This window comes from Psychrobacter piscatorii (assembly GCF_904846415.1).
Lineage (GTDB): Bacteria > Pseudomonadota > Gammaproteobacteria > Pseudomonadales > Moraxellaceae > Psychrobacter > Psychrobacter piscatorii.
Map to the genome: position 1 here is coordinate 66,943 of NZ_CAJHAR010000010.1, position 13,486 is coordinate 80,428.

Sequence of the window (13,486 nt, forward strand, 5' to 3'; positions counted from 1 at the left end):
TAAATATAGAGGAATTTGGCAGTTAAGCATGCTCAAAGTCAGAGATTATACGGTATAGTTGATACTAATTTAACCAAATATTTAGAATATAGCTTTCAAATAACATACATCATGCACAGCTATCTAGACGTACAGGTCATCGTCATCTGAATGTGCAGCAGTGGCGACTTCATCAAGACCAGTTGTAACATCAGCATTCAATTTGACCAAAAACTTCAATTTCTGTGTCGCATCAATCGCCGTTTGCCAATCTTGCTCTTGATAAGCAGTTTCAAAGCGCTGAGACTGGTTTGCCAAGCGCTCTGTAATTTGAGGATGTAGCTGCTGCAAGGCTGAAAGGTCCTTGCCTACAATAGCGTCATCTAAATCCATACGCATTTCCATCGCATCTTCTAAAAAATCCAAGTCTGCGATGGAGTGCTCTAGATTTTGTGCTTGATCGGCCATACCTAGTAGGTAGCCAGCACGGCTATCAGGTGCACTCAATGTTTGATATGCTTGATTGATGATGGCAGAATACTGCTCCGATTGCTGCTTTGCTTGCTTGGTATCTGCTAGACTCTTTGCAACATTATCAGGGTGATAGCGTTTTTGTAGCAGACGTAGATGCTGATCGAGACTGTCTTGATTGACTTCAAATTGTATAGGTTGCTCAAATAGGGCAAAGAAGTTATCAAATTGTGTTTCTGGAATCGTGTCTGTCATATCTTACGCCTTGCTTTTTTATTTGTTTTTAAAGTCTTAATCTGGTTCTTCCACCAAATATATTAGTGCACTTATATCTTTTGTATTGATTCATCACAACAGGTGCATCGATCACTGAATAATCAGTTAATTGAACCATTAAACAGTAAAAGACTCACCGCAGCCACATTCACCTTTTTGGTTAGGATTAGTGAACTTGAAGCCTTCGTTTAGACCTTCTTTTTCATAATCCATCAACAGGCCATCTAAATAGACCAAGCTTTTAGGATCAATAAAAATGCTAACGCCGCGGCTTTCATAGCGTGTGTCATTTTCATCAGGTATATCTACAAACTCTAAAACATAAGCAAGGCCTGAGCAACCCGCTGTACGGATACCAACTCGAATACCTTCACCTTTGCCGCGATTGTCCAAAAAGTCTCGAACATGCTGAGCGGCGCGTTCTGTCATTTCAATCATGCCAACTCCCATTGACTATTAATCGTAAATATCAATAAATAAACTATGTAAACTGGCAAGCGAAATTACGAGTTTGCCAAAATAATATGCTAATAGTTTTTAGAAAATAAAAGGTGACAATTACATAAGTGTCATTGTCACCTTTTTAGCGTTAGTAGCCATTTGATGTATTACTACTTTAGCATTGCTAACAAAACACAGCGCAGACGCTAGTAGGTTTGGCTTAGATAGTAGCTTCTTCTGCCGCTGCTGCTACGCCATGCTTACCTTTATAGTCGCTAATAGCGGCTTTAATGGCATCTTCTGCAAGTACAGAGCAATGCACTTTTACTGGTGGTAACGCTAGTTCTTTAGCGATATCGTTGTTTTTGATTTCGCCAGCTTGATCCAAGCTCTTACCTTTTAGCCACTCAGTAACGAGCGAGCTTGAAGCAATTGCTGAACCGCAGCCATAAGTTTTAAAGCGTGCATCTTCGATAATACCGTTATCGTCGACTTGGATTTGTAGACGCATTACATCGCCACAGGCTGGGGCACCGACCATACCGGTACCAACGTTTTTGGCGTTTTTGTCAAGATTACCAACGTTGCGTGGGTTTTCGTAATGATCAATAACTTGGTCACTATAGGCCATGGGGTTTTCTCCTAGTTAGATGATGAGTAATCGCGTATTAACTTTAAATATCTAACTACTCATCGATAATTGGGGTCAAACATTTAGTTAATAAAAACTGGATTTATAATTGTCTGATCAATCGTTTAATAAATATATTTGAAGCTATATTACTGTCTGTACTTGATTTTAGTGCTCAGCCCATTCAACTGAATTCAAATCAACACCTTCTTGGTACATATCCCAAAGTGGCGATAGGGCACGTAGTTTATCAACAGCTTCATGCATTTGCTTGATAACAGTGTCGATGTCTTCTTCAGTCGTATAACGACCAAAGCTGAAGCGGATTGAGCTATGCGCCAATTCGTCTGGGCGACCGATAGCACGTAGTACATATGATGGCTCAAGTGTCGCTGATGTACAGGCTGACCCTGATGATACCGCTAAGTCTTTCAGAGACATCATCAATGACTCACCTTCGACAAAGTTAAAGCTGATGTTCACAATATTTGGTACGCTGTTCTCAAGATCGCCGTTTAGGTAGATCTCTTCGATATCTTGTAGACCATCCCACAATTTTTGACGCAGTTTTGCTGCATGTGCGTGATCTGCTTCAAAGCTTTCATTGGCTAAAGCAAATGCTGCACCAAGCCCAACGATTTGATGCGTTGGTAATGTACCTGAACGCATACCGCGCTCATGACCACCGCCATGTTGCTCTGCTTTTAGGCGAATACGTGGCTTACGACGAACAAACAATGCGCCGATACCTTTAGGGCCATAAGCTTTATGACCTGAGAAGCTCATCAAATCGATCTTCATTTCTTCAAGATTGATTTTTACTTTACCAACAGACTGTGCGCCATCAACATGGAAAACTACGCCCGCTTCGCGAGTGATTTCACCAATCGCTGCAACATCAGTAATCGTACCAAGCTCGTTGTTAACCATCATGAGAGATACCAAAATCGTATCATCACGTAGGGCTTCTTTTACTTGCTCTGGCAAGATAAGACCTGTGCTTGGTTGGGGCTCAAGATACGTAATCTCAAAACCTTCTTGCTCAAGTTCACGGCACGTATCTAGCACGGCTTTGTGTTCAATCTTACTAGTGATGATGTGCTTACCACGAGACTGATAAAAGTGAGCCGCGCCTTTAATGGCTAAGTTATCAGATTCAGTTGCACCAGAAGTAAAGACGATTTCGCGTGGATCAGCGTTGATGACTTCAGCAACTTGTCCGCGAGCGGTTTCTACGGCTTCTTCTGCTTGCCAGCCGTAGCCGTGCGAGCGCGAGGCTGGATTACCAAAGATGCCATCTACTGTCAGATATTCGCTCATCTTAGCAGCTACTGATTTAGCAACTGGTGTGGTGGCGGCATAATCTAAGTATATAAGGTTGTTATGTTGGCTCATGCTGGGTTTGCCTCGCTGTTCGATAGAGTAATGGTATTGATGTCTTTTATGGAAATGTCTTTTGTAGAGTTGTGCTGACGTTCTGATACTGACTGCACGTTTTCCATATCTAATAATTGCGCTAATGTTATATTTTTCAAGTACTGTTCAATATGATTTGATAGTGCACACCATAGGTCATGGGTCAGGCACATTGTACCACCTTGACAGTCACCGCGTCCTTCACACTGCATCGCATTAACGGATTCATCGACAGCAGATATGATGCTCATCACATCTATCTCGTTCAATGGCTTGGCTAGGTTATAACCACCAGCTGCACCGCGAATACTGGTCACAAGGCCACGTTTGCGTAGCTTGGAGAATAACTGTTCGAGGTAGGAGATAGAAATTGACTGCCGTTTAGCGATATCAGATAGAGATACTGCGCTCTCTTGTTGACTGGTCTGTAATGCCAAGTCTAGTAAAGCAGTAACGGCATATCTGCCTCGAGTAGTTAAACGCATGTGTTATCTCCAAACTTTTATGTCATTTTTATTTAATAACGTTCTTGGAAAGGGATAGATGCAGTCAATAATAGATCAATATAAAAGCTGTCAATCATATCCGTTCAAGTTGTGTCTTATCGTTATTAAACAACAGATGGTTAACCCGATGTGTGCAACGATTAGGTCAATTATACTTAATCCTGAGTAATTTAGTCAAGATTAAAGTGTGGTTAAATGGTTAATCGAGCTTATCGCTATGATTGATAAAAACAATGGTGTTCGGGATGTATGTATGAGCGGGGAGAGATATCTTATTTTTAACACTTCGATATTGGCTAATTTATGATTTGAACGTAAGTTGTAGCAATATCGAACAAGCCAGAATGTAACAATCTAGAGAAAAAATGAGCGTCCATTACCTTCAATAGGCACTGTACGCTCATTTATATCTGAAATCATAGTTTGGTAAAAATCAATTGATAAAAGCTAAGTTCGATTAAAATCAGCTCATCAACAGTGCGATGACTGAGCCAATCATAACAATCAGCGCCACCATAGTGACAATCATAAAGGTCTTTTGCTTACTCTGTAGCTCTTTAACTGTGGTTTCAAGTTCGCGGTTCTTGATGGTTAATGTGTTGATTTGGGTCTGTTGTTCTTTGATACGCTCTTTATAATGGTCTTTCTTTTCCGCCATTTCAGCATCGGTCGGTTTGGTTTTGGCTTTGCCACCTTTTATCTTTCTAATTAGACCTTGGATTAAGCTGCCGAGACCAAGCTGCATAATGAATTGTTTGACCAGCTGTACTTGAACAGATTCACCGCGCATCTGTAATTTTTCGGTCGTCTCTCTATCGTGAGTGGTGATAGCATTAATCACTTGAATGCTATAAGCATTGATAACGACATCAGGTTCGCTACGACCAACAGGCAACTCGGCATCCAAGAGTACGCCTTTGGTACTAAAGGTGGCAAAAACCTCAACATGAGGCAAATATAAGCGCAACGCTACGACCGTACCTTGCTTGGCAAGTGGATAAGCAGCTTTACGTAGTTCAGGATCCAAACGTAACAATAGTGTCAGCGCCGACTCGATGAACACCAGAATAATATTAAGAAGAGAGTGAGACAACGTAGAACGCTTCATGTAAATAATCCATTTTTTTATTTAGCAAATCAAAGTTATGTAATAAACTTAAGTTTATTTTTACCCGAAATTTGCAGTGGTATTTTGCTTATAGTAACGCCTTTATAATAAAAAGTAACGCTAGTTTCTGTCAGTGGTAAAATTATTACAGTACAATCTAGCAGTTGATAAAGACATTAAAATTTATGACTGGTAATGCACAGACACCAACTGACAACTGTTTTAAAGAGTAAACAAATAAGTTGATTCATTGTTTGAATGAGGACAGTTTGCCTGTATATAGGTTGCAGATGTTTTGCGTAACATTGGGTGTCAAATAAGTAGTTGATGGCACAAAAAGATGTAAAATCGCTTGCACTCCTTATGCTGCCTTGATATAAAGACGATAACAAAGCGAAACCTGTTAATACGCCAGTCAGGTAGTTTTTATTGCGTAAGTACCACGAGAGCGTTACAATGCTTGGCGTGAGCGTTTATTACCCCCTTAAACTTGAAGGAAATTTTATGAATAAGTCAGAATTAATTGATAGCATCGCAGACAAAAGTGGTCTAAATAAGACTCAAGCTGGTGATGCTTTGAATGCTGTTATGGAAAGTGTTGGCGAAGCTTTAGAAGCTGGCGATAGCATCTCTCTAGTTGGCTTTGGTACTTTTAGCGTAAAAGACCGCAAAGCACGTACTGGCCGTAACCCTAAGACTGGTGAAGAGCTAAGCATCCCTGCAAGCAAAGTACCAAGCTTCAAAGCTGGTAAAAACCTAAAAGAGCGTTTGAACTAAGCCGCTCCATGGTAGATGGTCGCTTTGGCTGATGTCATAAGCTAAGCACCGAAAAAGCACCTAAATATTAGGTGCTTTTTTTGTCGCTATAGTTTATCTCATACAACGTGAATATTTTGAGTATATACGAAAAATCACGTATCATAGGGCGCGCGATAGATGCGTTGTTTAAATAAGGTATTGTCACTGAACCTTGTTTCCCCTAATAAAATGTACACTTTCTTCCTCTTACCATTGCCGGCTTAAATAGCATTGATATTAGCAGGTCGCACTCAACAGCTCCTAACAGTATTACAATGGTTTTTCATCAATATAGGTTAATAAAGCAGAGATAACTATGGATAAATTGCGCGATTTCTTAAAAAGCTGGCCAGGTCGCATTTTATTGATTTTATGCCTATCGCCACTGGCTCTATTGGGTGTCGAAAGCTATTTTGGCGGTGGCGTTGATCCCAACCAAATCGCTCAGGTGGGTGAGGCAAGCGTAGGGTTGTCCGAGTATCAGACTGCCGTCAATAACCGTCGTAGCGAAATACTAGAGCAAGTTGATGATGCCAGTTTATTGAATGAAGACGTACTGCACGAGCAGGTACTAAAAGGTCTGATTGATCGTACATTGCTAGAGCAGCAAGCAGGTAAGCTTGGCATGACAGTCTCTGATGACACGATCAATCGTTTGCTGCGTGAAGAAGACATATTCAAAGATGCTGATGGGAACTTTTCTAACGATCAGTTTGCAAACTTTTTGCGTCAGCGTGGCATGACTAAAAACCAGCTGTTTGCAGAGTTTCGTAATCAGTTAAGCTTGGATCAGTTGAATGCTAGTATCGTTGGTACAGCCGTCTATCCAATGCAGGCAGTTAGCCAATTGATCGACTTGCAACTGGAATCACGCAACGTCTGGGTACATCGTTTTGATTGGCAGGACTATGCTGATCAGGTCAAACTGAGCAAAAATGACATTCAAGCATATTATGATGCCAATAAAGACACCTTAAAAAGCGCGGCAATGGTTAACTTGGCTTATCTTCAGCTTAGCCCGCAGACCATCAAAGTCGATGATGTGACAACAGAAGAGTTGCAGCAGCAGTACGAAGCGTATAAGCAAGGTCTGGCTGCTGATGATGAGCGCAGAGTGAGTCAAATTCTGTTAACAGGTGATGATGCTAAGGCAAGAGCAGATAAAGTTAAAGCTCGCTTGGCTAAAGGCGAGTCTTTTGCTGCTGTGGCCAAAGCAGAATCGGATGATCCTTCAGGAGAAACAGGCGGTGATATTGGACGCTTTAATCCGTCAGTATTTGGTGGTGACGCCGATGCCGTTGAAAAAGCACTAGAAGGCTTGAGCGTTGGAGATGTGACAGCCCCTATCAAGACCAGCTTTGGCTATCAAATATTCACAGTCACCGAAGATAATGGCAAAAAGATTCCAAGTCTCGATAGTATGCGTGCAGAGCTGACTGCTAAGGCAAAAGAGTACAAGCGTCAAGAAGTCTACGCGGATAAAGTAACCTCGATTAATGATTTGGCAGCAGATGGCTTTAGTATCGAAGATATTGCGCAGCAAGAGAATGTCACGTTAAAACGTATCAAAGATTATCGTAAAGAAAACAACAAATCAGTATTATCGCAACCAGCAGTGATCAAACAGGCCTTTGACGAATTTACGATTCAAGATCAGGCCGTAACGGCAGGTATAGAAGTTGGTAACGGTACGGTATGGGTACAACCAAGCAACTATCGTCCTACGACCACACTGAGCTTATCTAGTGCAACGCCAAGAATCACTCAGATATTGCGTCAGCAAAAAGCCACAGCCTTGGCGCTAAAAGAAGCGAAAGCTGTCGCTGCTGGTATCAAAACGCCAGCTGATATTGCTAAGCAGTCGGTAAGCTTGCAATCTTTGGGTGAGATCAATCGTCAAACAACGTTGCTGACTGATAAAGAGCGTGGATTGGCCTTTAGCAAGCAAGCTGCCAATGATAGCGTAGTTGCGCTCGCTAGTGAGACTGAAGCAGGTGCAACGCTATTGGTTGGTGATCGCATCAAGACTGAGCAGCAGTCACCACTATCTGATATGCAAAGAGCGCAAACGGCCAGCATCATTCGTGATAACTTAGGTCAAGACCAGCTGCAAGACTACTTAGATTATCTACGTATGGTCTATCAGGTTGAGATTAACGAAGCCAACATGGCAAATGCACAAGGGCGCTAAGCGTTCGTTGTATGGTTACTCTTAATTGTTAAACGTAAAAAAGCCACTGTAGCGATACAGTGGCTTTTTTATGTTGTTCATCAGATAAACTAGAAATGAATAACAGTGTTAAGTATAAGTAGTGCTATTCATGCCAGTTTGCAACATGCTATAGGAGCATTTAGTGGCGGAAATGACGCATGCCAGTAAATACCATCGCAATACCGTGCTCATTAGCGGCTGCAATGGTCTCATCATCACGCATAGATCCACCTGGCTGAATGATAGCAGAGATACCCACTTCAGCAGCATTATCGATGCCGTCACGGAATGGGAAGAAGGCATCTGAGGCCATAACGGCACCTTCAGTGGCCAGTCCAGCATGCTCTGCTTTGATAGCAGCGATACGCGCTGAGTTAACACGGCTCATTTGACCCGCGCCAACGCCGATAGTACGCTGACCTTTCGCGTAAACAATGGCATTCGATTTGACATATTTTGCCACATTCCAGCTGAACAGTAGATCTGCCACTTGCGCTTCAGTTGGTTGTACGTCAGTGACGATTTTTAGATCGTTTGCCGTAATCAAACCAAGGTCTTGCTCTTGTACGAGTAGGCCACCATTGACGCGTTTGTAGTCAAGCTGACTATCACGTTTGTCTGGAGCTGGTAGTTCACCACATACCAATACGCGTACGTTTTTCTTAGTAGCAGTCGCTTCAAGCACACCGTCTTCAATGCTAGGCGCAATGATAACTTCTACAAATTGATTATCGATAATAGCTTTTGCAGCAGCAAGCGTCAGTGGACGGTTGAATGCAATGATACCGCCAAAAGATGACTCAGGATCAGTGCTAAAAGCAGTGCGATAAGCAGCTACTTGGTCATTATCAACCGCGACACCGCAAGGATTGGCATGCTTAACGATCACACAAGCTGGTGCACTAAAGGCTTTAACACACTCAAGGGCTGCGTCAGTATCGGCGATATTATTATATGACAGCGCCTTACCTTGTAATTGCTTAGCCGTAGCAATAGAAGCTTGCTGGCTCTTTAAAGGCTGGTTTTCAGTGTAGAAAGCAGCGTTTTGATGTGGGTTTTCGCCATAGCGAAGATCTTGCGCTTTTTCTAGCTGTACATTAAATGTACGTGGGAAGTTTTCTGGCTCTTGCGTCTCATTGACACGGCTGCCTAAGAAGTTGGCAATCATACCATCGTACTGCGCAGTATGCTCAAAGGCTTTAACCGCTAAATCATAGCGTAGAGCTGTTGTCAGTTCAGTACCACCATCTAAAGCAGTCAGTACACGGTTATAATCAGCAGGATCGGTCACGATGCCGACATGGGCATGGTTCTTTGCTGCTGAGCGTACCATGGTAGGGCCACCGATATCGATATTTTCGATAGCATCGTTCATCGTCACGTCAGCACGCGCAATCGTCTCAGCAAATGGATATAAATTTACCACAACCAAGTCAATACGCTCGATTGCGTGCTCATTCATGACAGCATCGTCTGTACCACGACGTCCCAAGATACCACCGTGAATTTTAGGGTGCAGAGTTTTAACACGGCCATCCATCATCTCAGGAAAGCCCGTATAGTCAGACACTTCCGTCACAGCGACATTATTTTCTGTAAGTAATCGATAAGTACCGCCAGTAGAGAGTAAGCCAAAACCTGCTTTGATAAGGCCTTGAGCAAACTCAACGATATTGGATTTATCAGAGACCGAGAGTAGGGCAAGTGGGGTTGTACTCATAAAAAATCTTCCATAAAAAAAGCCTGACGTAAACGTCTGGCAAGGTGATGATGGCAATAACGGTAGACTATATCGTGATAGATAAAGCCATGCACATTCAATTGCCATGCATGATGATTAGTAATAATGGGTGAGCTCATATAGCAGTGCTACATTAAGTCGTAAGTTTTGAGTTTTTTGCGTAAAGTGCCACGATTGAGGCCTAATATTTGTGCACACTTGGTCTGATTGCCTCGAGTTTTCTCTAGAACTACTGACAATAGAGGCTCTTCGACTTGCTTTAAGATAAGCTCGTACAAGTCGGTAGGCATCTCATCACCTAGCATAGCAAAATACTGGCGAACGACGCGTTCAACATGTACACGCAAAGGCTGCTGTGTGCTATTCGCAGCACTTTCTAACGGGAACTCAACATCGTGAGCGACATGGTGATGATCTTCTTTATTATAGTCGGCAGGATGCTCAGAGCTCTTAGCAAAATGATGGGCATGATGCTGTGCATGAGGTGCCATAAGATAATATCCTTGAAATGAAAAAAGAGTCAAACCATAAGATGTCAGAATAATAGTATATCAAATTAATATCGTCTAGCGCTGACAGATTGACGGCAATCTTAAAGTCAGCGATATGTCAGGCTTATTCTATTGCTAAAAACAGTATTCAATAAAGTGGTATCATCGTAATTTCGCGAATTTGTGCATTGTCAACGGGTATGGTAAATAGTAGTTGTCTGTTATTACTAGCAGCTAGCTGGCTTGGCTTACCCAATAAATAGTTGTTAGGCGCTGCTATAAACTCTCCAATGAGGTTGTCTGTCCCATAAACACTGACTTTTATATTTGGATAGAGCTGTGCTTTTGTGCTTTGATTGTTCAAGGTCGCACTGATATCGCTAAACGCACCTGTTGTTTTAATTTGACTTGATCGATGACTTGGATTGGCGATAGTCAAAGCTGTCAGATCAGCGCTTGGCAAGCTACACGCCGCAATAGAGCATACCGTTTGGAGGCGCTGCGCATTGGCAGGGTTTTTGACTAATGTCTCTAGGTTAAACATAACATACTGCGCAGCAAGTAATAGTGCTAATACTAAGCATCCCAGTATCCAGAGAATAGATGCAATTGAATGTGTTGTGGATGTTGGTGCAAACTGTGCATGTACGTTGTTTGCACGTTCTGTAACAGAATTTTCTTCATCTCTAAGAGGCACACCCATATCTATCAGTAGTTGTGATAAATCTGTACTATCTGCTGATTTGGCTTCGCGTTTATTCTGTTCCTCAAGAAGTGCTTCTAGCCATGAGTTATCAGCTTTGTCATTGATACTAGCATGAATGTCATTGGCGGCAGTTGAGCTCAGTACTTCTTGAGTCATTGAGGAATGTTCTGTTGCAATACGATCGGTAGGGGTTGCTACAAATTGCTCTTGGCTTTTATTATTGGTTTTGGAAAATGTGATTGTCGAGTTGTCAGTTGTCGTGGCAGAGTTGGTATCGCTCACTTGCGTCAACCAAGCATCCATGCTGTCTAGTGAGTCGTATTCTACAATGCTGTCTTCTGGCTCATCGATATCCATATCATCATAGATCAAGTCGTCATGAATCAACATATCAGATGAACGTTTCTTATTGAGTGAGGATTTCGCAGTATTTGATATATTAGATGATTGATTACGATTATTGACAGAGCTCTCAAGTTGATTACTCAGCTTGGATTGAGCATTTTGATATGCTGTAGCAGTATGTTGATGTTGAGTGGAGGAGCTGTTGGAGGTATCAGGGGTTACGATAAGGTGTTGATTGACCGAAAAACTTTTTTGGCACTGAGTACAGTTAATAGTAGCGTTGGCTTTATTTAGTTGATTCTGTTGCACTTTAAAGCAAGCTTGGCAATGAGGACATTGAGTTTTTATTGGGGTGGTCATAGGGTCGAATCCAAAAAAGTATGGTTATCTATACCGCTTAGCCACTCACCAACAGCTACCATGCTTTTTGAAATTCTATAAATCATGAGCAACGACAGAGTGGCGTCAAACATGTAACGTTTGACTGCCCTCTATCGTAACAGATGTAATTAAATGTTGCTAGCTAGTAAATGTACCAGACAAGCGCTGCCAATGCTGGTCTTCTTGTGCGGTAAAGGCATGCTTTGGATCGAGTGCAAAATAGGGTTGATAAGCTTCCATGACTTGTTCAGTCTGTGACTCGATTAAACCTGCCAATACGATGCGACCTTTCGATGCAATCAATGTCGAAAAGTAAGGTGCTAAGCCAATTAAGGGTTTGGCCAAAATATTGGCGACAATCACTTCTACAGGCAAAACATCGTTTTGTGAGCAGTAATTTGTGAACTCTTCTGGTAAGAACGCTTGTAGACGATCACCGACATGATTACGCACTGCATTTTGATTGGTTGCGAGTACAGCTTGTGGATCGATATCGACTGCATACACTTGGCGTGCACCCAATAATAGAGCGGCGATACCCAAAATACCTGAGCCGCAGCCATAGTCGATGACCACTTTATCTGTCAGATCTTGCTCTGTTAACCAGTCAAGACAAAGACGAGTCGTGGCATGATATCCAGTACCGAAGGCTAAGCCTGGATCCATAATGATATTGGTCGCCTCTGGATTGGGCGGCGTGAGCCAGTCTGGCACAATCCACAAGTCATTAGCGCATTCGATAGGATGGTAGTTACTCATCCATTCACGCTCCCAATCCTTGTCATCAACAGCCGTTAACCAAATACGAGTAGCCTGTACCTGTGCGGCGATTTCATGACTGAGCTGCTCAACAGCCTGACGGCTACCATCATCGGTGGTGGCATCAAATAGTCCTGTCAGTATGACTTCATCCCATAATGGTGACTCACCGGGAAGTGGTTCAAACAAAGGCTGATCACCTGCATCATCTAAGGCAATAGATAGTGCGCCAGCTTCTAACAAAAGCGCTTCAGCCAAATCGACGTTTGATTTTTCACATTGTAAATGCAGTTGTTGCCATGCCATAACGATAACCCTAAGCTAAAATAAAAGTAAATGTATGTTTTGGATAAATGATAACTGTAATGAGCGATTATTAGCGTAAAGCTCGTCTTGCTTCACTAACGACGCGTGAGTTACCTTGAGCTTGCCCTGATTGTAAAATGATTTGCCACAGCGCTCGTCTGCGACTGGCATCTTGAGAAACGCTAAGGCCACGACGTGCCATCGCTTCTGCCTTACGAGGTTGGTTCTTTTTCAATGCCACCTGCGCCAGATAAAAATACACGGCTGACGATTTGGGTGCCAAGCGCTGTGCACGGGTAAAGCTGTTTTCAGCATTCGTTAATTGTCCTGATTTCAGCTGATTAACGCCCACCTGCATCAAGTTACGAAATGCAGGCAAGTTACTGTTATTACTTGCTGATTGTTGAGAGCGTTGCTGTGAGTTTTTTCTGGCCTGCTCTAGTAGATCATTGTGTGACGGTACTGAGGGCTCAGAGATGATATAGTCATTGCGCGATGGTATGGCAATGCCCAGATCAGGCTCTGTCGCCACTGGAGTAGGTGGCTCAAATACAGGCGCTTCTTGTGTCAATGGATTCGGCGACTCGGACTGCTCGGGTGGAGTATAAGGCTCAATTAGGTATTCGTTCTCATCATCTGCTTCAACGATGGGTGCCTGAGTCACAGTGGTGGTCGATGTCACTGGCGGCTGTGATGATGGGATTGTTTGAATAGGTGTTGTTTTCATTGCAGCTGAGCTATCTGGCGCAGTCTGGCATGCGCTGAGGCTTAGCATGCTGCAAACGATGCCGCCTACAACTAGAGTATTCACTGACGCAAATTTTTTCTGCCACCAAGACATTGTTTGTGTCACAGAGGCAGATTGCTGTAGAAATGAGACCATGTTGAGACCTTTTTTAAATATCAGACGCTACATATT

13 protein-coding genes are annotated in these 13,486 nt (G+C 42.7%); 2 read left to right on the forward strand and 11 right to left on the reverse strand.

The features are described 5' to 3' along the window. Positions 1-123: 123 nt before the first annotated feature. The 6 genes from hscB to JMX83_RS06475 all read right to left on the reverse strand — a co-directional run bounded on the left by hscB (position 124) and on the right by JMX83_RS06475 (position 4,828). Positions 124-705 (reverse strand): Fe-S protein assembly co-chaperone HscB, encoded by a 582-nt coding sequence (gene hscB, locus JMX83_RS06450; RefSeq protein ID WP_201599796.1) that lies wholly within the window; start codon positions 703-705, stop codon positions 124-126. A gap of 138 nt (positions 706-843) precedes the next feature. Beyond that, positions 844-1,164, reverse strand: a complete 321-nt coding sequence (iscA, locus tag JMX83_RS06455; protein WP_058024184.1) for an iron-sulfur cluster assembly protein IscA — start codon at positions 1,162-1,164, stop codon at positions 844-846. Positions 1,165-1,387: 223 nt separating this feature from the next. After that, positions 1,388-1,798, reverse strand: a complete 411-nt coding sequence (gene iscU, locus JMX83_RS06460; RefSeq protein ID WP_058024183.1) for a Fe-S cluster assembly scaffold IscU — start codon at positions 1,796-1,798, stop codon at positions 1,388-1,390. A gap of 168 nt (positions 1,799-1,966) precedes the next feature. Beyond that, entirely contained in the window at positions 1,967-3,193 is a 1,227-nt protein-coding gene (locus JMX83_RS06465; RefSeq protein ID WP_201599798.1) for an IscS subfamily cysteine desulfurase, read from the reverse strand. Next, on the reverse strand, positions 3,190-3,699 hold the full coding sequence (locus JMX83_RS06470) for an Rrf2 family transcriptional regulator (protein ID WP_058024181.1): 510 nt from the start codon (positions 3,697-3,699) through the stop codon (positions 3,190-3,192). The genes JMX83_RS06465 and JMX83_RS06470 overlap by 4 nt, the downstream gene beginning before the upstream one ends. Positions 3,700-4,183: 484 nt before the next feature. Continuing rightward, a complete protein-coding gene (locus tag JMX83_RS06475; protein ID WP_201599800.1) occupies positions 4,184-4,828 on the reverse strand; it encodes a hypothetical protein in 645 nt (214 codons plus the stop codon). Between the two features lie 456 nt (positions 4,829-5,284). On the opposite strand from JMX83_RS06475, the gene JMX83_RS06480 reads away from it, so the two are divergent. Both JMX83_RS06480 and JMX83_RS06485 read left to right on the forward strand, forming a co-directional pair. Next, the gene (locus JMX83_RS06480) at positions 5,285-5,605 is read left to right on the forward strand and encodes an HU family DNA-binding protein (protein WP_161808411.1); all 321 of its coding nucleotides are present in this window, start codon (positions 5,285-5,287) and stop codon (positions 5,603-5,605) included. Between the two features lie 337 nt (positions 5,606-5,942). Further along, positions 5,943-7,817 (forward strand): SurA N-terminal domain-containing protein, encoded by a 1,875-nt coding sequence (locus tag JMX83_RS06485; protein WP_201599802.1) that lies wholly within the window; start codon positions 5,943-5,945, stop codon positions 7,815-7,817. Positions 7,818-7,977: 160 nt separating this feature from the next. On the opposite strand, the gene purH is transcribed toward JMX83_RS06485, so the two are convergent. From purH to JMX83_RS06510, 5 genes are all read right to left on the reverse strand, one after another. Then, positions 7,978-9,558, reverse strand: coding sequence for a bifunctional phosphoribosylaminoimidazolecarboxamide formyltransferase/IMP cyclohydrolase (purH, locus tag JMX83_RS06490; protein ID WP_201599804.1), 1,581 nt, complete (start codon positions 9,556-9,558; stop codon positions 7,978-7,980). Positions 9,559-9,707: 149 nt separating this feature from the next. After that, positions 9,708-10,070, reverse strand: a complete 363-nt coding sequence (gene fis, locus JMX83_RS15355) for a DNA-binding transcriptional regulator Fis (RefSeq protein WP_201599807.1) — start codon at positions 10,068-10,070, stop codon at positions 9,708-9,710. 148 nt (positions 10,071-10,218) lie between these two features. Further along, on the reverse strand, positions 10,219-11,481 hold the full coding sequence (locus JMX83_RS06500) for a DUF3426 domain-containing protein (RefSeq protein ID WP_201599810.1): 1,263 nt from the start codon (positions 11,479-11,481) through the stop codon (positions 10,219-10,221). 159 nt (positions 11,482-11,640) lie between these two features. Then, the gene (prmA, locus tag JMX83_RS06505; protein ID WP_201599813.1) at positions 11,641-12,567 is read right to left on the reverse strand and encodes a 50S ribosomal protein L11 methyltransferase; all 927 of its coding nucleotides are present in this window, start codon (positions 12,565-12,567) and stop codon (positions 11,641-11,643) included. A 70-nt stretch (positions 12,568-12,637) separates the two neighbouring features. Continuing rightward, the gene (locus JMX83_RS06510) at positions 12,638-13,450 is read right to left on the reverse strand and encodes a tetratricopeptide repeat protein (protein ID WP_201599816.1); all 813 of its coding nucleotides are present in this window, start codon (positions 13,448-13,450) and stop codon (positions 12,638-12,640) included. Positions 13,451-13,486: the final 36 nt, after the last annotated feature.

Bases quoted from the DNA above. Each gene is read 5' to 3' on its own strand.
- JMX83_RS06510 (WP_201599816.1), bottom strand. From the start codon at position 13,450: ATGGTCTCATTTCTACAGCAATCTGCCTCTGTGACACAAACAATGTCT.
- JMX83_RS06480 (WP_161808411.1), top strand. From the start codon at position 5,285: ATGCTTGGCGTGAGCGTTTATTACCCCCTTAAACTTGAAGGAAATTTT.
- iscU (WP_058024183.1), bottom strand. From the start codon at position 1,798: ATGGCCTATAGTGACCAAGTTATTGATCATTACGAAAACCCACGCAAC.
- JMX83_RS06475 (WP_201599800.1), bottom strand. From the start codon at position 4,828: ATGAAGCGTTCTACGTTGTCTCACTCTCTTCTTAATATTATTCTGGTG.
- purH (WP_201599804.1), bottom strand. From the start codon at position 9,558: ATGAGTACAACCCCACTTGCCCTACTCTCGGTCTCTGATAAATCCAAT.
- hscB (WP_201599796.1), bottom strand. From the start codon at position 705: ATGACAGACACGATTCCAGAAACACAATTTGATAACTTCTTTGCCCTA.
- prmA (WP_201599813.1), bottom strand. From the start codon at position 12,567: ATGGCATGGCAACAACTGCATTTACAATGTGAAAAATCAAACGTCGAT.
- JMX83_RS06470 (WP_058024181.1), bottom strand. From the start codon at position 3,699: ATGCGTTTAACTACTCGAGGCAGATATGCCGTTACTGCTTTACTAGAC.
- iscA (WP_058024184.1), bottom strand. From the start codon at position 1,164: ATGATTGAAATGACAGAACGCGCCGCTCAGCATGTTCGAGACTTTTTG.
- fis (WP_201599807.1), bottom strand. From the start codon at position 10,070: ATGGCACCTCATGCACAGCATCATGCCCATCATTTTGCTAAGAGCTCT.
- JMX83_RS06500 (WP_201599810.1), bottom strand. From the start codon at position 11,481: ATGACCACCCCAATAAAAACTCAATGTCCTCATTGCCAAGCTTGCTTT.
- JMX83_RS06465 (WP_201599798.1), bottom strand. From the start codon at position 3,193: ATGAGCCAACATAACAACCTTATATACTTAGATTATGCCGCCACCACA.
- JMX83_RS06485 (WP_201599802.1), top strand. From the start codon at position 5,943: ATGGATAAATTGCGCGATTTCTTAAAAAGCTGGCCAGGTCGCATTTTA.